Source organism: Neobacillus phoenicis (assembly GCF_047302305.1).
Classification (GTDB): Bacteria; Bacillota; Bacilli; order Bacillales; family Cytobacillaceae; genus Neobacillus.
In genome coordinates, this window is record NZ_CP154847.1 from 4,277,339 (window position 1) to 4,296,712 (window position 19,374).

A 19,374-nucleotide genomic window follows, 5' to 3' on the forward strand; every position below is an offset into this window, starting at 1 on the left:
TTACTTCGACTCCTTTGCTTGATAAATTTCATATTGTTCTTTAAGGTTTTGAGGCATTTCTTCATACATAATGGACATAAGGTCAGTTACTTTTTGCTTAGGAGCCGCGTCCGCTTGTTTAATCGCCTCTTTTATATCTTCTTTTGCTTTTTCAATTACTTCGTTCTCTTTATCTTCGTTCCAAATTCCTTTGTTTTCTAGGAACTTACGGAAACGTACTAATGGATCCTTCTTTTCCCACTCATTATCCAAGTCAGATGTACGGTAGCGAGTTGGATCATCTCCTGCCATTGTGTGTGGTCCATAACGGTATGTTAACGTCTCAATTAATGTAGGGCCTTCACCATTAATCGCACGTTCACGAGCATCACGAGTAGCAGCATAAACAGCTAGTGGGTCCATACCATCAACTTGAATTCCAGGAATACCTGCAGCAACAGCTTTCTGAGCAACAGTTTTAGCTGCTGATTGTTTTTCAACCGGAGTAGAAATAGCAAAGCGGTTATTTTGAACAACGAAAATAGCCGGAGCTTTAAACGCACCCGCAAAGTTCAAACCTTCATAGAAATCACCTTGAGAAGCTCCGCCATCACCTGTATACGTAATTGCTACAGATTTTGCACCATTCTTTTTCATTCCAAGAGCAACACCTGCAGCTTGGATGATTTGAGCTCCAATAATGATTTGTGGAGAAATAACGTTCACACCTTCTGGAATTTGATTTCCTTGGAAGTGTCCACGAGAGAATAAGAATGCTTGGTATAATGGAAGACCATGCCAAATCATTTGAGGAACATCACGATAACCTGGTAAGATGAAGTCTTCTTTCTCTAATGCAAACTGTGATGCTAATTGAGATGCTTCCTGGCCAGCAGTTGGCGCATAGAAACCTAGTCTTCCTTGACGATTTAAAGAAATGGATCTTTGGTCAAGAATTCGTGTATATACCATACGACGCATTAATTCCTGAAGTTGTTCATCTGATAGATCAGGCATTGCTGCTTCGTTTACAACTTCACCTTCTTCATTAAGAATTTGAAGTGTTTGAAATTGATCCTCTACAGCTTCGAGTGCTTTTTTCGCATTAAGCTGGGCATTCTGAGTTTTAGAAGCCATTTGGGTCACCTCTTCCTTTCTATTCAAAGAAAAAATTTTTAAATAAATCCACTAAGTTAGATTACCCCAAAAACGCACGGGTCATGTTGGCCTAGTTCTTGAAATTACTAATTGATAGTTTTTCACAGAAAAGATAAGATAAAACGAAAAATCTTCCTTCTGCCAACATTTTATTCTGTATCATTATTTTATGTAACTCAATTGATACAATTATTTAACTCATATATGAGTTTACCTCATTCATTTTCCTTCGTCAAATACTATGTTTTATAATTTTTCACCATCTATGTATTATTAATTTTTCGAGTTATTTAATTATCTGTATCAATAAACAATAACTTCTGTTATATAAAATTAACACAGAATGACATTTGTTATAATATAGAAAAAACCGGCTATTACAAGCCGATTTTTTTGATGTATACCTATTTCCCTGGATTTAGACCCGCTTTTTTATAAAAAGCCAACTTCTTATCATTGTATTGTTCTGTGAACTTATTAAAGTTTTCATTTGCTTCAAAGACTTTTTTGTAATTCTCATTAAGCTGAACAACCTTCTCTTCTAAATCTTCTAAAGGAAGGTCTTTATTCTTAAACATCTCATATAGTTCTTTATCATTTTTTAAAGCCTCTGAGTATTCTTTATACAATACCTCATGTGCTTTATATCTTTTAGTCATGGTATCATAAAGGTCATTGGCAAGTTTTGTTAACTCTTGATTATCTAAATCATCTTTAATTACAGACACTTTCTTAAATTCCTTTTCAGAATCCTTTATGCTCTTTGTTTCTTTTTCCATTAGTGTTTTTCTTTTCTCAGTCAAAGTCAGTGCTTTGTCGGAGAGCTTAACAATTTGGTCATATTCTTTCATTCCTAGCTTGATTATCTGATCATATAGAACTTTCTCTTCTTCCTCTAACTTAACTAGGGGGTCCTGCTGTTCCTCAAAAACCTTTTCTTTGTCTACAACCTTCTCCAAAACATCATACATCTTTTCTTCAGGTGTTTCTTTAGCCTGGCATCCAGATATAATAAAAATGACAGCTATTACAGAAATAAAAAAACGCCATTTGCTTTTAAATAACACAATACACCCTCCAATCTTACTCAACTCCTACTATATCGATACTTGGAATATTTGACAATATTGAGCACCATTTAGAGTTGGATATGTATATCATGAATCAATGATTAACATTTTATCTATTGTTTGATAGACTATGGTTACCAATTACTTTTTTGAACACAGGAGTGAAAGTTATGTTAACGATGGAGGATATTATTCGAGATGGCCATCCAACTCTTAGGAAAGTGGCTGCGGAAGTTGTTATGCCGCCATCTGAAGAAGATAAACAAATTTTATCCAGCTTGCTGGAATACGTTATAAACAGCCAGAATAGCGAAATTGCAACAAAATTTGGTTTACGTCCTGGAATAGGTTTAGCTGCTCCACAAATTAATGTTTCCAAACGAATGATTGCGGTGCATGTAACAGATGAAAAAGGTGTGCTCTATAGCTACGCTCTTTTTAATCCAAAGATCGTAAGTCATTCCGTTGAAAAAGCATATTTACAAACAGGTGAAGGGTGTCTCTCAGTAGACGAAGCGATTCCAGGGTTTGTTCCTCGGTATGCAAGAATTACAGTAAAAGGCATTAATCTTGATGGCCAAGAGGTTAAAATTCGTTTAAAGGGTTTACCTGCTATTTGTTTTCAACATGAAATCGACCACTTAAATGGAGTTATGTTTTACGACTATATTGATAAACAAGAACCATTAAGACCAATTGATGGGGCAACAGCAATTGAACGTTAAAAGATGGCTGACTCAGGTAGAGTCAGCCATCTTTTATTTTATATTAACTGAAGTTCCTTTAATCCGTTCCATATACCATTCTCAGATACATCAGTCGTAATTAGGTCTGCATGGGCCTTAGCTTCTGCTACCCCATTCCCCATTGCCACACCTGTTCCAACGGCTTTTAACATTTCTAAATCATTCATCCCGTCGCCAAATGCGTATACATCCTTTAATTCAAAACCTAACCGTTCAATCATTTTTTTAATACCTTCTGCCTTTGATCCTCCCTTTGGTAAAATATCAACGGAATAAGGGTGCCATCGAATAAAATTAAAATTCGGATAATCAACCGCGTATTTCTGTTCCTCCAGTTCCTTACAAAAAAGGAGGGACTGATACATTTTACGATTCACATAAAATCTTGCATCTTCATCTGGATGTATAAAATTCAAACTTCCTAAACTTTCTTCAATATAAGGATGATGCTGTACACTTGATTTCATTGTCTTATCATTCATAAAGACTAACGGATGTTCGTTTGTTTTAGCCTGCTGAAAAAGTCTTTCTAATTCTTTTTCATTTAAGGTGTTCTCATATATTATCTCATTCTCAAAGACTACAAATTGCCCGTTAAAACTTACGAAAGAGTCAATCTCTAATTCCTCCCGTAAACCTGTGAACATAAATGGGGCTCTGCCTGTAGCTATGGCCACAAAAACTCCATTATCCTTTAACAGTTGGAGAGCCTTCTTTGTACTTGCAGGAAGATTTTTTTCATGATCAAGCAGTGTCCCATCTATATCAAAAAATACAATTTTTCTCATACTAAAATAACTCCTTTTGCTCGAACTATGCTGTGAAGGTTGCGTTTGATTTTTCCTTTGATTTGATGGTTGAAATATATACACCAGCAAATATGATAAGTAATCCTACCAACATGGAAAGATGTAATTCTTCTTGTAATAAAGTAGTACCCCAGATTATTGCTGAAACGGGCACAAGATAGGTAACAAGAGAGGCAAATTCTGCACTACCTTCTTTCACTAAATAGTAATAAAGCAGATAGGCGATGCCCGATCCTAAAACTCCCAGCCCAACAAAGGGTCCTACGGTGTTCATATTGACAAAAGTTGTAAGTGAATGTGGCGTCTTAACAAGCACCATGATTAAGCTTAATCCAGTAGAAAATAGTAAAGTAAAGAACGAGGTTTCAAGCACAGATAAATGAGCTAAATATTTTTTAGACAGATGAGAACCAATTCCATAGCACAGAGTTGCACCTGTCATTAAAAGAATGCCGATTACATTTCCTGAATAAATATCCCCTAATTTAAAATCGGATAAAATAAAAATGCCGAGGAAACCAATCATTATGCCAATCCATTGATTCTTTCTTAGAGATGAAGAAAAAAAGAAAGCTCCAATGATTAAGGTCCAAATTGGTGTTGTTGCATTAATAATAGAAGCCATACCAGAAGTGAGTTTTGTTTCACTTGAACTAATCAGCAGCCATGGGAGGGCATTATTAGCTAACCCTACAAGCAACAATTGGAACCACGGAAGTGTATTTAGTTTCAATTTCTTCTTTTTCAATACCACAATTAATAGCAGTATCATTGACCCAAATAGACATCTGCCAAAAACTACCACCACAGGATCCATAGAGGTTAAAAGTAATTTTATAAATAAAAATGAAGTTCCCCAAATAAGGCTCAATACAGCCAATGCACTTAATAATTTTCCCATCTCACCATTCTTCCTTCTATTTAATTTATTCCTTTAAAACACTAAACCTTCTATTTATAAATGTCAATTTGTAATTAGTCATGAATCTTCCATGTTTATCCATGAAAAAATATGCGTTTTTATCATATCATAATAGTAAAAAAACCCTTTCTTTTTAAAAACCTGCAATATTCTACCATTGATTGCTTTACATTGGACAAGGATCGTATAAAATAAGAGGTAAGGAGATGATCCACTATGTTAAAGAAGCTCCGGAAAAAGCTCTTAAAACAGTGGAATGATTTACTAAGAAAGAAATCCATTGCCTAAATATTTCGAGCCCTTCAAACTTGCGAAGGGCTCCTTCGTTATTGTACATTGTAAAAACAGCGATTCTTTTACATACTTTTCATATTTAGTCCAAGGACTGCCAAAAAAAATAAATGAAAAAGATGAAAATGTTTTATATAATAGAAAAAGTTATGACCTAAGTTAGGAGCGATATTGTAATGATATTTAAAGTATATTTCCAACAAAGCATTAATGAAGTACCAGTTAGAGAAAACACAAAAACGATCTATGTTGAAGGCGAATCGGTTAGAGATGTCCGTACAAAAATTGCTGATCGTGGATTTAATGTTGAATTTGTACAGGAAGTAAAAGGAGCATTCTTAGAATATGAAAAACAAAATGAAGACTTTAAAGTATTGGAGATTGGATAATTTATGAAATTTGTAAAAAATGATCAAACTGCTGTTTTTGCCTTAGGTGGTTTAGGTGAAATTGGCAAAAATACGTATGCAGTGCAGTTCCAGGATGAAATCATCTTAATTGATGCTGGAATTAAGTTTCCCGAGGATGAGTTATTAGGTATCGATTATGTAATACCTGATTACACCTACCTCGTTAAAAATGAAGATAAAATTAAAGGTTTATTTGTCACACATGGACATGAGGATCACATTGGGGGAATTCCTTACTTACTTCGTGAGATTAATATTCCTATTTACGGTGGCAAATTGGCATTGGGTTTAATTAAAAATAAATTAGAAGAGCATGGCTTATTAAGAAATGCTAAACTAATTGAAATTAAAGAAGACGATATCATTAAATTCCGCAAAACATCGGTTACTTTTTTCCGTACTACTCACAGTATCCCTGACTCCTATGGTATTGTTGTGAAAACACCTCCTGGTCAAGTCGTTCATACAGGTGATTTTAAATTTGATTTTACCCCTGTTGGAGAGCCAGCGAATTTGACCAAAATGGCTGAAATCGGTAAAGAGGGAGTATTATGTTTACTTTCTGATAGTACGAACAGTGAAATACCAGATTTCACGATGTCAGAGCGTCGTGTAGGTGAAAGTATTCATGATATTTTCAGGAAAGTTGATGGCCGAATCATCTTCGCTACGTTTGCATCTAATATTCACAGACTGCAGCAAGTAGTGGAAGCAGCTGTTGTAAATGGTAGAAAGGTAGCTGTTTTTGGACGTAGTATGGAAGCAGCTATTAACATTGGACTTGAATTAGGTTATATTACTGCACCTAAGGAAACATTTATTGAAGCCAATCAAATTAATCGTCTTCCTGCAGATAAAGTCACGATCCTTTGTACAGGCAGTCAGGGTGAACCGATGGCAGCACTTTCAAGAATTGCTAATGGGACACACCGTCAAATTCAAATCATCCCTGGGGATACTGTTGTATTTTCTTCTTCACCAATTCCAGGGAATACAATCAGTGTTAGTAGAACAATTAATATGCTATATAGAGCTGGCGCAGAGGTTGTCCACGGTAAACTAAGTAATATCCATACTTCAGGTCACGGTGGACAAGAGGAACAAAAACTCATGCTGCGTTTAATCAGACCTAAATTCTTCATGCCAATCCATGGTGAATACCGGATGCAAAAAATGCATGCTAAGCTAGCAGTTGATTGTGGGGTAGAAGAGGAAAATTGCTTTATAATGGACAATGGTGAAGTATTAGCCCTCTCTGAAAATACAGCACAGGTTGCAGGGAAAATCCCTTCCGGCTCTGTCTATATTGATGGGAGCGGCGTAGGTGATATCGGAAATATCGTTCTCCGCGATAGAAGAATTCTTTCAGAAGAAGGTTTAGTCGTTGTCGTAGTAAGCATTAATATGAAAGAATTTAAAATAGCCTCAGGACCAGATCTTATTTCTCGTGGCTTTGTTTATATGAGAGAATCTGGTGATCTAATCAATGATGCACAGAACTTAATTACTAAACACTTAAATAAGGTTATGGAACGAAAAACAAGCCAATGGTCTGAAATTAAAAATGAAATTACAGATACGTTAGCACCATTCCTTTATGAAAAAACAAAACGTAGACCGATGATTCTTCCAATCATTATGGAAGTGTAAAGCAGAAAAAAAGCTCCAGCCAAGAGGCTGGAGCTTTTACTTTATTCAAGGACCTTCTTTTCAAATCGGTCAATATCGGTATCATTTCCAATAACGATTAATACATCATTAAGGTAAATTGTTTCCTTTGCTTGCGGAGAAACAATAATTTCTTCCCCTCTTTTAATTGCAACAATATTAAGCCCATACTTCTTACGGATATCCAAATCAATAATGGTGTGACCACTAAGCTTTCCGTTAGCAACGATCTCGACTATGCTATGCTCATCTGAGAGTTGTAGATAATCAACTACATTACTTGAGGCCATATTAGTTGCAATTCGCTTTCCCATATCCCTTTCCGGGTGTACAACATGGTCCGCTCCAATTTTCCTAAGGACTTTTTCATGATAATCATTTTGTGCTTTAACTGTAATACGCGCAACTCCTAGTTCCTTTAAGATCAGGGTAGTTAAAATGCTCGATTGAATGTCATCGCCAATGGCTACAATTACATGATCAAAATTTCGAATCCCGAGGCTCTTTAAAACATTTTCATCTGTTGTATCGCCAACCACAGCATGGGAAGCAATCATCGCATATTCATTCACTCGCTCTTCATTTACATCAATAGCCAATACTTCCATTCCTTCATCGGTTAGAGTCCGGCATATACTTCCTCCAAAACGTCCTAAACCTATTACCGCATAACTCTTCTTCATAATATGACTCCCCCGCTAACTCAAAAATCATTATGGTACTATCATAGCATTCTGATGCTTTGGAGCGCCACTATTCTTGTCTATTTCGTTTTCTTCTCCTGTTAATTAATAGGAATCCCAGGAAGCCGATGACTACCAATACTATAAGGATAGGCAGGTTACCAATAATAAAAACAACAAGACCTGACAAGAAAACTAAGAGCAAGTTCGTACTCTTCATAAATTGTTTTTTTGTTTTTTCCCATGTATTTAACTGGTCGTTATTAAGGTCTGGAACGCTCACCTTATTCTCGTAAAGGGTAATAGTGACAGTAGAAAGGGATGTTTGATTTTCTAGATATTTCATTCTCCCTTCAACGGTTTCAATTTCCTCCTGAACAACAGCTAAATCAGAGGATATTTTTAATAGATCTTCTGTTTTGGATGCATTTTTCATAAAAGCCAGGAGCCGCTCTTCAACCACTCTTTTTGATTTTAATCTTGATTCAAGGTCAACATATTCTTCCGTTACATCTTGCCCAGAAATGTTTCTTTGGAGTACTTCTACTGCTTCCCCTTCCGCATCATGTAGAAAGGTTTGAAAATATTTTTGCGGTATTCGTATAACAATCCTTCCGCTTAATTGTTCGTTACCCTCTTTTGCCACATTAGATTCTGAAATATAACCTCCATATTTTACTGCTTTTTCTTCTAAACTTTGCACTGTCTTCTCAAATTTCTTTACCCGGAGCTGCAAATCTGCCTGATAAATAACCATCTGACGGGTTACTTCTAGTTTACCAGGCTCGTTTGTTTGTTCCCCCTTTGCTTTTTCACCTGAAGCATTCATTGTTTCCTTTTGGCTGCCAGATTGAGCAGAATCCATAACGGCTTTGTCTTCATTCATCTTAGCCGATTCATTTTTGCTGCTAGCACTACATCCTGCTAAACCTATGCACATAACAAGTAAAAAAATTGGTACCCATTTAATTAATCTTTTCATTACCTTGACACCCCTTTATATCGTCTTTGCAAGGCAGAATACATACTGGAGGATCCAGTATTATTAATACGGACGATAAAATGGACACAAGGTTACAACACTACAAAAATAAATGGCTATATTAAAAGTGCCTGTTGATTTCCGCTCCAGGCACTTCGCTTTCCGCGGGCGTGCCGGGAAGCCTCCTCGTCGCTTTGCTCCTGCGGGGTCTCCCCTGCCCCGTACTCCCGCAGGAGTCTTCGTGCCTTCCACTCCAATCAACAGGGTATCAACAATACGCTTTAACATTACCGAATAAATAAAAACTGTCCGTTTGATGAAACGAACAGTTTTCCTTATCTTTTATTCTGTTTTTTCCAACTCATCTAGTACTCGATTTACGCGCTTTTCAAGCATTTTCATTCCACTTCCACCTGCTTGGAAATGTCGAAGTTTTCCTTCACGATCGAATACATAATAGGCAGGAACATATTGATTATCAAGTGCTTCAGTAAGCTTATGCTCACTATCAACAAAAATTGGTTGAGTGATACCGTGTTCAGCCGCTACTTGCTTGATATCTTCCAAGTTCAAGTCATTTTCAGAACGTGGCATATGAACGGCCACAACATTTAGCTTGTCCTTAAAATCATCACGGAATTGATTTACCTGTGGCATCGCTTCCTTACATAAATGACAGCTAACAGACCAGAAATGGATTAATGTTGGTTTCTCCCCAATCAAATCCTCTCTAGTCACTTGTCCGTTTAACCATTCTGTTGCACCCGTTAACTCCGGCATTGGTTCACGTAATTTCATCTAAAAATCCTCCTATTAAAAAGACCTAACACTTTAAAAAGGTTAGGTCTATCTTTTGTTTGTTAAAAATTAAACATTAAGTGTAGCTTGTCCAGGCTTCCAGTTAGCTGGGCAAAGACCACCAGTTTGTAATGCTTGAAGAACACGTAGTGTCTCATCTACGTCACGGCCAATGTTGTTGTGGTTAACAACAGAGTACATTAATTCGCCTTCTGGGCTGATGATGAATAATCCACGTAATGCAATACCTTCTTCTTCAATTAACACTCCATAGTCACGTGCTACAACATGGTTAGTGTCAGCAGCTAGTGGATAGTTTAAGTCGCCAAGTCCATTTTCTTTGCGATCTGTTTTAATCCAAGCAAGGTGAGTATGGATCGTATCAGTTGAAACGCCGATAACTTCTGCATCAAGATCTTCGAACTCATCATAACGATCAGACAATGCAGTGATTTCAGTTGGACATACAAATGTGAAGTCCATTGGATAGAAGAACAATACTGTCCATTTATCATTTTTCATGTTTTCTTCAAGACTTACTTTTTTAAATTCTTTGTTTGGCATAACAGCATCCATTTCAAATCGTGGAGCTTGTTTACCTACCATACGTTCTGGCATTTCGAATCCCTCCAATAATTAAATAATGAGTTTATAGCAAGTCTTATTTGCTATCCCTTTGACATTTTCATTATAGGATAAAGACTATTTTGAGTCAATATTAAATTATAATTAATTTAAATAAATATTAATTATTAACTATAACCTAAATCTCCCTTATTAAGTTTTGCCCTATTCGCAATAGAATAAACGACGATATGTAACAATATTCTTTTTATTCTATTTGATTTTATCATGTCTAAACGATAAGTTGAAATGATAAGGCTTGTATTACAGGTAACTTTCGTTTCCTTTAAACTCGATATATGTCGTCATAGCTTTTACTGCAACATCGATTGCACTTTCATTTGGATTTAATTTGGCATGATGTAAACCGAATGGTGAGTCTACACCAAGCCAAAACATCAGCCCCGGAATTTCTTTGAGCATATAACCAAAGTCTTCGCCAGTCATCGCTTCCTTACATTCAACCACACGGATATCAGTCTCTCTTTTGATGGTTTCAATGAATTCTTTTGTAATTGACTCATTATTATTTACCTGAAAATACATGGCACCATAATCAATTACCGCTTTACAGTCAAAGCCTGTTTCGATCCCTTTTACCAAGGCTTCTATCCGTTGTTTCACTTTTCGCATTGACTCTGGAGACAATGTCCGAATAGTCCCTTCAAGCCTTGCTTTCTCAGCAATAATATTTTGAACCGTTCCCCCTGTAATTTTTCCTACAGTCACTACAGCACTATCTAATGGGTCCACATTTCTTGAGATAATTGTTTGCAGCTGATTAACCAGCATGCATGCTGCAACAACCATATCATTTGTTTGGTGGGGATAGGCAGCATGACCTCCCTTTCCAATTAGGTCAATAAACAATTCTGAGGTATTGGCAAATAACAACCCAGGCTTTAATGCAATTGTTCCTACAGGATGCTCTGGTGCTATATGGAGAGCAAAAATCATATCCGGTTTCCATTCCTGCATAATGTCCGAATTCAACATTGGTTCTGCCCCTCCAGGACCTTCTTCAGCAGGTTGAAAAACAAATAAAAGATTATCATTAATTGGCTTCCGTATAAAATGAGTTAACACCCCAAGAGCAATGCTCATGTGGAAATCATGACCGCAAGCATGCATATTTGAATCGTGTTTAGAGGAAAAAGATAATCCCGTTTCCTCACTTATTGGAAGACCATCAATGTCTGTTCGGTATCCAATCGTTTTTTGAGGATTTAACCCCTGGAGCATGACAAATAACCCCGTCTTCCACTCCTTAATAGTAAGCCGTTCCTGTGGTAGAGATTTTAGATATGACAACAAATAAGCCTGTGTCTTGAACTCCTGAAAACCAAGTTCAGGAATTTGATGTAAATCACGTCTGATTTTAATTAATTCATTCACTACCTTCACCCTCTTCTCTCCTATAAAACAAGCGTGGAGAAGCTCCACGCTTTGTATTGTTCTTCTTATAATTGACGAAGCTCTTGCATTATTTCAGTTTTTGATTTTGTTTTTTCGTCTATATCCTTGATTTTCTTTGCAGGCGTTCCTGCTACGACTGTGTACGGTGGAACGTCTTTTGTCACAACTGCTCCTGCAGCAACTACAGAGCCTGTACCAACTGTAACACCTTCAAGTACTACTGCATTCGCACCGATCAATACATCATCCTCAATGACAACAGGCTTAGCTGATGGTGGCTCAATTACTCCTGCCAATACAGTGCCAGCACCGATGTGGCAGTTTTTACCAACAGTTGCTCGACCTCCAAGAACAACACCCATATCGATCATTGTCTTCTCACCAATAACGGCACCAATATTAATTACTGCACCCATCATAATAACTGCGTTATCACCAATTTCCACCTGATCACGGATGATTACACCTGGTTCGATACGAGCATTGATGTTTTTAGTATCTAAAAGTGGAATAGCAGAATTTCTGCGGTCGTTTTCTAGTACATAATCTTCTATTTTTTCTTTATTCGCTTCTAATACTGCATTAATTTCTGACCATTCACCAAAAACTACACCCGTATTTCCGTTAATAAATACTTTAGAATCGCTGCCAAAATCTAATCCTTCTAAATCACCCTTCAAATACACTTTAACCGGAGTCGATTTTTTACTATTTTGGATAAAAGAGATAATTTCATTTGCATCGATCATTTTCATTTTGTTGCCCCCTATGTAGTTGTTCTAAAAAAGCAGAAGCGACGAGTCGCTTCAGTTATTATAGAAAATACTTTAACAAACAAAAGAGTTGAAAACAAGAAAAACAACATCAATCTTCTGAAGATTCGGCGATATGTTCCTTAATAAGTTCGACAAATGCTTGAACCTGCTTTAACTGGAAAGAAGATTCATAACCAAGTAGCCAGGTATCACGTTTTAATGCTTCATTATTCTCATTTACAAGAGGAATCTTGAAAATATCCCTCTCAGCCTTAGTTAAGGTAATTCCCGGTAAAATGGCATAGCCAATACCATTAAAAGCCATCTGTTTACAGGTTTCAATTTGGTCAACCACAACCGTTCTCTTTGGGGACATTTTAAAATTTCGCATCCACCAATCTTGAATCTCCTGATAGTAATTGGAATCACTTTTAAACTGAATAAAAGGGCGATCGGTCACCAAGACTTGCTCTGGTCTAGTAATTTCTCTGTCAACTAAATACAAAGGATCATTAAATAGGTGTACCTTTACCCCTTTCCAGTCCGGTGTTCCACGTATAATCCCAATATGAACCTGATCATCGTATAGGCATTTTAAAATCTCACTGCTCCATCCAGTTACTAAAGAAATTTTCGCTTGTGGATATTTATCAATAAACTTTTTTAAAACTTGTGGCAGCCAATTTTGTCCTACAATTGATGCAACAGCAATTTTTAATGTCCCTGATACACCTGATTGAAGGGAGTGAATTGTCTCACGAACCTTCTCCTGTTTTTTTAGTACATCATTAGCAAAATCTATTACATGTTCTCCAGATGGAGTTAAGGCTAACCCCTTTTGTGATCGAATAAATAATTTCGTACCCCATTCTTTTTCAATTGTTTGTAAGCGCTGTGAAAGAGCAGGTTGCGAAACAAACAGCCGCTCAGAAGCTTTTCGCATATTCATTTCTTGTGCCAGTACAGATAATAAGTAAAACTCTGATAATGAGGACAACGTTATCCCTCCTAAAAAAGCCCTGTGAACTTTACACAGAGCCTTCATCCTTCTTTTTCGGAATAAAAATTATTAAAATCAGACTAATTATAGCAAATGTAAGGACCACATAATAAACCGTATGTAAAGATAAGGTTAGCCCATCCTGTAAGATCCGTCGCACCCCTCCCGCGAGGTTTTCGCGCTCATTTGCCTTTAAGAGAATATTTGTATCGTCTACTACTAAAGATGGATCTTTTTGACTAAAGTAAGCATTCAATCTGTTATTAAGTATTCCTCCCAATAATGCTGCTCCAATTGTATTGCCCAGATTTCGCATGAACATGTTTGCTGCTGTGGCTATTCCTCTTTGCTGCCAGCTAACAGTACTTTGAATGGAAACAATAAATGCGGTTGATGTTAAGCCCATACCTACACCAACAAAAAAGGACCCCACAGCTGCCCATATTGGACCAGAAGAAGAAGACATCGTAACAAAAGCAAAACTCCCCAGGATCAAGAACACTCCACCAATCAGAGACGTTTTACGATAGCCCATCGAGATAAGCATCCTCCCTGCAAGTGTAGAGGCAATTGGCCAGCCAATAGACATCGTAGTTAATGTAAAACCGGCTATAATAGGTGTTTGTTCCATAACGCCTTGAACAAACGTTGGTAGAAAGCTTGATATTCCAATTAACATAATCCCAGTAGTCAATGAAGTTATATTAGCAATAAAAATGGAACGCTCTTTCCATATTGAAAATGGCATAACCGGCTCAATCGCACGACTTTCCTGAAAAACGAATGCAATCAATGTTAGTACTGATAAAACTAAAAGACTAATAATTTGCCATGATCCCCATTCCCAATGGCTTCCTGCTTCTACAAGGACAAACATGAGTGAGGATATAGTAATAGTTAATAAAGCCGCCCCAATATAATCAATGTCATGTTTTTTCTTTTCAACATTTTCATGGAGATACATCCATAGCCCTACTAAGGAGAGTATACCAAGAGGAATGTTTATCCAAAAAACATAATGCCAACTGACATATTGAACCAGTAATCCACCGACAGCAGGACCTGTAATGGCGGATATCCCCCATACACTTGATAGATACCCCTGAATCTTTGCTCTTTCTTCAGCTGTGTATATATCTCCGACAATAGTTGTCGCGATCGGCATAACAGCACCTGCACCGAATCCTTGAATCAATCGAAAGATGATGAGTGTTTTCATAGATGTCGCAAACCCACAAAGAATAGACCCTAGTAAGAAAATAATAATCCCAAACGTGAGAATCGGCTTCCGCCCGAACAAATCTGATAGTTTACCATAGATAAGTACCGTTATTGAATTCATTAAAAGGTAGGCAGAAAAAACCCAACTATAAAGTGTGAATCCACCCAAATCAGCTACTATTGCCGGCATCGCGGTTGAAACAATCGTTGCCTCAATCGCCCCCATAAACATAGCTAGCATAACAGACGCTAATACAAGTGGCTTTTTCGTTTGTTTTTTTCGGGCATTCCCTACTGCATTCTTAGTCGTGGCATCACTCATCCTAACACCTCATATCTAAATAAATACAGCTCCCTATTTGGGAGCTCTTACCATCCTATTTTTTAAACCTTTTTACTACTTTGTTTAGTTGGTTTAATACTGTGCTTCTTGGAAGTATGCCCTCAAAAAAACCTTCCTCTGTTTCCACACAAAGGAATGGATGGTTAACCAATAAATCCAAGCACCTATAGATTGAATCAGTCACTTTTACTCGAGGTATGGAACTCTTCATGACCTCTTCCACCCGTTTATTTTCAAGCGTTTCAAATTCAATCCGTTCAAGGCCCAAAATAGAATCCATTATGATGGGGGTACTGATTAACCCATGTAGCTTATAGTGCGGGTCTAATACAGGTATAGCAGTATAACCACTTTTTGTTAAGACCAACAATGCATGTTCGAGATTGTTTCCGATTTGCACATGTGCAACGCGCTCTGATGGTATCATTAATTCTTCTATCGTATACTCTAAAAATTCCCCGCTTGGAAGACTGATCATCGCCGAAAACTCCTCAATATTTGTTTTTCTACAGACTCATTTTATCATAGTTTTCGGGGGTCTGTTAAAAATTTAAATCAAATCCGAAAAAGAAAGGAACCCAAGGGTTCCTATTGAATCAAATCAAAAATTTCAATTGTAATCATATCAATATTATCAAATTGATATCTTTTTGGCTTTTCTTTCTCGTTATATATTTCTAATTCAAATGTTTCTGTTTTCGGATGAAATGTTACCTGACACTTTCTTTCACCATTTACCTCAAAATAGCGTTGTGCCGGTTCACCACTATTTGATTGTTCCTGAAGGTTTTTTAATCTTGTTAATATACCTTGAAGCTGTGACATTTGCTTCTTCTCCTTTCAAACACAAACAAACTGTATACAGTTATGTTTCTCATTTGGCCTAATTCTATCCAGATTGAAAATTTTTCAAATTTTAACAAACGATATAATTTATATGCCAATATTAAAAGAATAAAATAACAAACTCCATTTGTCCAAGTAAAAATAAAGAATTGGGTATTTTTTTTCGAAATTGCATAAAAAAATGGATCTCCTATTGAGACCCATCAGTAAAAAGTAATGGCAACGAAAAAAATGATGAAAAGAAGTAAAGCAAAAAAGATTCCGTAGGCTAAGAAAATTGGATTTTTTATATATGCATGCTTTTGTACATGTTTTTCTATTTGAGTATCCATATTCCCTTCAACCACTTTCTGCTGTCTACCTAAAACCAACGTATAAATAGCCGAAACGGCAAGAATTGCAATGATTAGAACTCCAAGAATATTGATAAACCCCATAAACAAAACCCCTTTTTAATGAAGTGTTCCGTACTGACCGGCTGTAGTTCCTTCTTCATTAAAATGCCACTCCAGGATTCTTTCTATTCAACCGTATGATTAAAGAAGTTGATCGTGCTCAAATAAATATTGGTACGAGATATCGATAAATAAATAATCATTTCCATTTATCGGAAACGAGAAAGTTCGAATGGTTTCACCTGTTTCAATGTCACAATATAAATCCGACAGGATACCTTTTTGATCATGACGCATTTTTATTATGTTTTCTAAAAAATAGGGACGCCAACTCCAATTTTTATTCATGTACTCAGATTGGCTGATCCAGCTATTTTTATCTTTAAAAATATTTGCAGACTTTTGAAAACCATCTTCGTCACATATATACATCCTAAATGCCACTTGATCCAGTTCTTTTATCAAAGCCTGAAAAAGTTCTTCATAAGTTACTTTTCTGTTTTTTAGTACTAACTCCTGAACCTTTGCTTGAAAGTTTTCAGCAGTGGTAAAAACAGCCTCTAACTTTTTCTTTTCATACGAAATAAAATCATGAAACTTTTCTTTTAACCGATTTTTTAATAAGTCACGTTCAATAAAAGCTGCAGATGGTGGGTGTAAGTAATATCCCTGATAATAATGACCTCCATTTTTCCAGGCAAATTGTAGCTGATAACTCATTTCAATATTTTCAAACAAAAGAGTAGCACCTATTTTCCTTGCAAAAAGCGATAAGGAAAATAAGACATCATTAAAGTTCATTCCAGTTGACGTTGATTTGAGCGGATGCAAATTGATCTTTAGTATATCTGGATTAAGCTGACCTAGACGTTCAAAATAATGGCTCTCACTGTCAACACTTGCTATGGCAATTTTAATACCATAGGTCCGGTAATACTGCAGTAGATGGTCAAATTGATCCACATCGCCATTGAAATTACGATCAGAGATTTCCAAAACTATTCGCTGAAGATTTAACCCTCTTTTCTCAAAACTTAATAGTTCCTGTAAAAAAGGTTCCCCGTGTTTATACATTAATAAATCGGCATTCCGATTTAAAAACAAGCGAATATCAGGATCCAATTCCAATGTTTTTTCAAGAGCCTTTTTAACAATAATTAAATCCACTTCGTATTTATATTCATCAGGGATCTCTTCGTCTTGAAAAAAAGGACCCAAACTTATAATATTGCCTTCAGATTGGTATCTACCTAGGACCTCATAGGCTATAACCCGCTGTTCATCGGCACTAAAAATCGGCTGAAAATAAGGAAAGCAATTTTCAACATCCGACAGGATATCCAAAGCATCCATCTAAGTACCTCCAAAAAAATATTTTCATTATACCATACGCGTACGTGCCGTTTCTCGTTCTTTTCCAAAAGGATACCATTATAGCAACATAGATACAATCACATCCTACATACAAGCCCTTAATTTTGACTTAAGCGTCTATAAAGCAGACGCTAATACTAAAAGATCAATGCTTTATATGAGGGTTAAAGGAGGATTATTTTTGAAGAAGCTTTGCTTGGTAGCCTTACTCCTTCCTATGTTTGGTTGCAGCCACTTTAATGCGAATACAAATTCTAGCTCTAACATTGAAAAAACAGAGTCTAGAGTACCGGAAAGTAAGATTTCTGAGGACAAATCACTGACCGTCCCTTTAACTAATAAATCAAATACCATAACCGACGTTAAAGACCAAATAATAAATGTAAAAAACAAGCCAATAAAGAGTAACTCTGTTAGTGCTCCACCGAAAAAAAATTCTGCCATGCTTAATGTAGTTTTAATCAAACAAAACCCGGAGTTGCGTTATGGGTGTGAAGTTACAAGTTTAGCGATGGTTTTGAATTATGCTGGCGTGAAAACCAACAAAATGGACCTTTACCGCTCTATCAAAAAAGACCCAGATCCGATTGTTCGTTCAACTAGAGGAGACATACTACGCTGGGGAAATCCTCATGATGGATTCGTCGGGGACATGACTGGTCGAAGAGCTGGGTATGCTGTGTTTGACAAACCGATGATTGCATTAATTAATCAAAAACTTCCGGGAAGAGCGGTTAATTTGACTAACCAACCATTTGACAAAGTATTAGAGCACGTAGCTGCGGGTTATCCAGTTGTAGTTTGGACGACTGGAGATTACCGACTCCCTGACCGGTGGGAAGGCTGGTACCATGGAAAACAATACATCAAGACACCTCTTGATTTACATGCGGTAGTGTTAGTCGGGTTTGATGCCAATTACGTGTATTTAAATGATCCACTATCAGGTAGAAAACAGGTGAGAGTTGGTAAAACACAGTTTATCTCCTCCTGGAAAGCCCTGCAAAGTAGGGCAGTAAGTTATAAATAATAAGGCAGTCAAATGACTGTCTCAGGCTGTCGAAAAGCTCTCGGCAGCCTTTTATATTATCTATACTCTTTAACGATTCACCGTATTAATTTACTATAACATTATTTTATTGCCTTCAATTTGTCTGTTGATTGGCGCTCCAGGCACTTCGCTTTCCGCGGGCGTGCAGGGGAGCCTCCTCGTCGCTACGCTCCTGCGGGGTCTCCCTTAGCTAATGTGGTTATGAATTTGTATTGATGAATAGATCCCTGTTAACCATCTTCTACGTTTGACTGATAAATATATTTATTTTTCGTTTCTTTTTGAAAAGATACATCCATTTTACAGCTTGTACACATTCAAAAAATAAAGTAAAAGTTGTTACACGACATGTAGAGGATGAGCATAAGGAAAAGGTAAGGTCAAATCAATTATCTAAATCGGCAAAAAATGCTTAATGAATTTAGAAAGGAAAAAATTGAGCGAAGCTTCGCATACTCAAAAGAGCTGCATGGGCTTCGCTAGTGGCTTTTACGGGGATTAATTGAATGTGAGTGAACATGCTCTTCTTACTTCAGCCTGCCAAAACATTGAAAAGATTGCAACACACTTAGCAAAGTTAGAAAAAGTGTGTTGCAAACCTAGGTTGATTTGCCCCTGTTGATTGGAGCGGAGGGCACTCGACTCCTGCGGGATGTAGAGGTCACTGGAGACCCCGCAGGAGCAAAAGCGACGAGGAGGCTCCAGGACCTCCCCGCGGAAAGCGAGTGCCCGGAGCGGAAATCAACAGGCCATTAAACAGGGACAATCTTTGGGAGCCAATTTGTTTGCCTTTATTAGTTTTTATTAGTATCTTTTGAACCCTATATGCATAA

At 36.9% G+C, this 19,374-nt stretch carries 20 protein-coding genes and 1 pseudogene; 5 read left to right on the plus strand and 16 right to left on the minus strand.

Translation table 11 applies throughout. From position 1 onward, the window contains the following. A complete protein-coding gene (pdhA, locus tag AA0X95_RS21945) occupies positions 1 to 1,116 on the minus strand; it encodes a pyruvate dehydrogenase (acetyl-transferring) E1 component subunit alpha (RefSeq protein WP_413301572.1) in 1,116 nt (371 codons plus the stop codon). A 425-nt stretch (positions 1,117 to 1,541) separates the two neighbouring features. Then, a complete protein-coding gene (locus tag AA0X95_RS21950; protein WP_413301574.1) occupies positions 1,542 to 2,204 on the minus strand; it encodes a YkyA family protein in 663 nt (220 codons plus the stop codon). A gap of 173 nt (positions 2,205 to 2,377) precedes the next feature. Between AA0X95_RS21950 and def the strand changes: the two genes are divergently transcribed. After that, positions 2,378 to 2,932, plus strand: a complete 555-nt coding sequence (gene def / locus AA0X95_RS21955) for a peptide deformylase (RefSeq protein WP_413301576.1) — start codon at positions 2,378 to 2,380, stop codon at positions 2,930 to 2,932. Positions 2,933 to 2,970: 38 nt separating this feature from the next. On the opposite strand, the gene AA0X95_RS21960 is transcribed toward def, so the two are convergent. Both AA0X95_RS21960 and AA0X95_RS21965 read right to left on the minus strand, forming a co-directional pair. Then, positions 2,971 to 3,741, minus strand: a complete 771-nt coding sequence (locus AA0X95_RS21960) for a Cof-type HAD-IIB family hydrolase (protein WP_413301578.1) — start codon at positions 3,739 to 3,741, stop codon at positions 2,971 to 2,973. A 25-nt stretch (positions 3,742 to 3,766) separates the two neighbouring features. Continuing rightward, positions 3,767 to 4,663, minus strand: a complete 897-nt coding sequence (locus AA0X95_RS21965) for a DMT family transporter (protein WP_413301580.1) — start codon at positions 4,661 to 4,663, stop codon at positions 3,767 to 3,769. Between the two features lie 488 nt (positions 4,664 to 5,151). On the opposite strand from AA0X95_RS21965, the gene AA0X95_RS21970 reads away from it, so the two are divergent. Both AA0X95_RS21970 and rnjA read left to right on the plus strand, forming a co-directional pair. After that, on the plus strand, positions 5,152 to 5,364 hold the full coding sequence (locus AA0X95_RS21970) for a DNA-dependent RNA polymerase subunit epsilon (RefSeq protein ID WP_413301582.1): 213 nt from the start codon (positions 5,152 to 5,154) through the stop codon (positions 5,362 to 5,364). 3 nt (positions 5,365 to 5,367) lie between these two features. Beyond that, on the plus strand, positions 5,368 to 7,035 hold the full coding sequence (rnjA, locus tag AA0X95_RS21975; RefSeq protein WP_413301584.1) for a ribonuclease J1: 1,668 nt from the start codon (positions 5,368 to 5,370) through the stop codon (positions 7,033 to 7,035). Between the two features lie 41 nt (positions 7,036 to 7,076). On the opposite strand, the gene AA0X95_RS21980 is transcribed toward rnjA, so the two are convergent. The 12 genes from AA0X95_RS21980 to AA0X95_RS22035 form a co-directional block, all read right to left on the minus strand. Then, positions 7,077 to 7,736 (minus strand): potassium channel family protein, encoded by a 660-nt coding sequence (locus AA0X95_RS21980; protein WP_413301586.1) that lies wholly within the window; start codon positions 7,734 to 7,736, stop codon positions 7,077 to 7,079. 70 nt (positions 7,737 to 7,806) lie between these two features. Continuing rightward, on the minus strand, positions 7,807 to 8,718 hold the full coding sequence (locus AA0X95_RS21985) for a DUF4349 domain-containing protein (RefSeq protein WP_413301588.1): 912 nt from the start codon (positions 8,716 to 8,718) through the stop codon (positions 7,807 to 7,809). A 342-nt stretch (positions 8,719 to 9,060) separates the two neighbouring features. After that, positions 9,061 to 9,516: a TlpA disulfide reductase family protein gene (locus tag AA0X95_RS21990; protein ID WP_413301589.1), complete on the minus strand. Its 456-nt coding sequence runs from the start codon at positions 9,514 to 9,516 to the stop codon at positions 9,061 to 9,063. 69 nt (positions 9,517 to 9,585) lie between these two features. Then, positions 9,586 to 10,134, minus strand: a complete 549-nt coding sequence (locus tag AA0X95_RS21995) for a peroxiredoxin (protein WP_413301591.1) — start codon at positions 10,132 to 10,134, stop codon at positions 9,586 to 9,588. Between the two features lie 270 nt (positions 10,135 to 10,404). Continuing rightward, entirely contained in the window at positions 10,405 to 11,544 is a 1,140-nt protein-coding gene (locus AA0X95_RS22000) for an N-acetyldiaminopimelate deacetylase (RefSeq protein ID WP_413301593.1), read from the minus strand. A gap of 56 nt (positions 11,545 to 11,600) precedes the next feature. After that, positions 11,601 to 12,311 (minus strand): 2,3,4,5-tetrahydropyridine-2,6-dicarboxylate N-acetyltransferase, encoded by a 711-nt coding sequence (dapD, locus tag AA0X95_RS22005; RefSeq protein WP_413301595.1) that lies wholly within the window; start codon positions 12,309 to 12,311, stop codon positions 11,601 to 11,603. Positions 12,312 to 12,420: 109 nt separating this feature from the next. Continuing rightward, entirely contained in the window at positions 12,421 to 13,308 is an 888-nt protein-coding gene (locus tag AA0X95_RS22010; RefSeq protein WP_413301597.1) for a LysR family transcriptional regulator, read from the minus strand. 31 nt (positions 13,309 to 13,339) lie between these two features. After that, complete coding sequence (locus AA0X95_RS22015) at positions 13,340 to 14,854, minus strand: MDR family MFS transporter (protein WP_413301599.1); 1,515 nt, start codon at positions 14,852 to 14,854, stop codon at positions 13,340 to 13,342. Positions 14,855 to 14,909: 55 nt separating this feature from the next. Continuing rightward, positions 14,910 to 15,353, minus strand: coding sequence for a cyclic-di-AMP-binding protein CbpB (cbpB, locus tag AA0X95_RS22020; RefSeq protein WP_413301601.1), 444 nt, complete (start codon positions 15,351 to 15,353; stop codon positions 14,910 to 14,912). Between the two features lie 110 nt (positions 15,354 to 15,463). Continuing rightward, the gene (locus tag AA0X95_RS22025; RefSeq protein ID WP_040204715.1) at positions 15,464 to 15,700 is read right to left on the minus strand and encodes a YkuJ family protein; all 237 of its coding nucleotides are present in this window, start codon (positions 15,698 to 15,700) and stop codon (positions 15,464 to 15,466) included. 224 nt (positions 15,701 to 15,924) lie between these two features. Beyond that, positions 15,925 to 16,158, minus strand: a complete 234-nt coding sequence (locus AA0X95_RS22030; protein WP_413301603.1) for a hypothetical protein — start codon at positions 16,156 to 16,158, stop codon at positions 15,925 to 15,927. Positions 16,159 to 16,257: 99 nt separating this feature from the next. Next, the gene (locus tag AA0X95_RS22035; protein ID WP_413301605.1) at positions 16,258 to 17,469 is read right to left on the minus strand and encodes an EAL-associated domain-containing protein; all 1,212 of its coding nucleotides are present in this window, start codon (positions 17,467 to 17,469) and stop codon (positions 16,258 to 16,260) included. A gap of 202 nt (positions 17,470 to 17,671) precedes the next feature. Between AA0X95_RS22035 and AA0X95_RS22040 the strand changes: the two genes are divergently transcribed. After that, complete coding sequence (locus tag AA0X95_RS22040; RefSeq protein ID WP_413301607.1) at positions 17,672 to 18,520, plus strand: C39 family peptidase; 849 nt, start codon at positions 17,672 to 17,674, stop codon at positions 18,518 to 18,520. A 329-nt stretch (positions 18,521 to 18,849) separates the two neighbouring features. Then, positions 18,850 to 19,163, plus strand: a pseudogene (locus tag AA0X95_RS22045) (transposase); the annotation flags it as partial. Positions 19,164 to 19,374 lie beyond the last annotated feature (211 nt).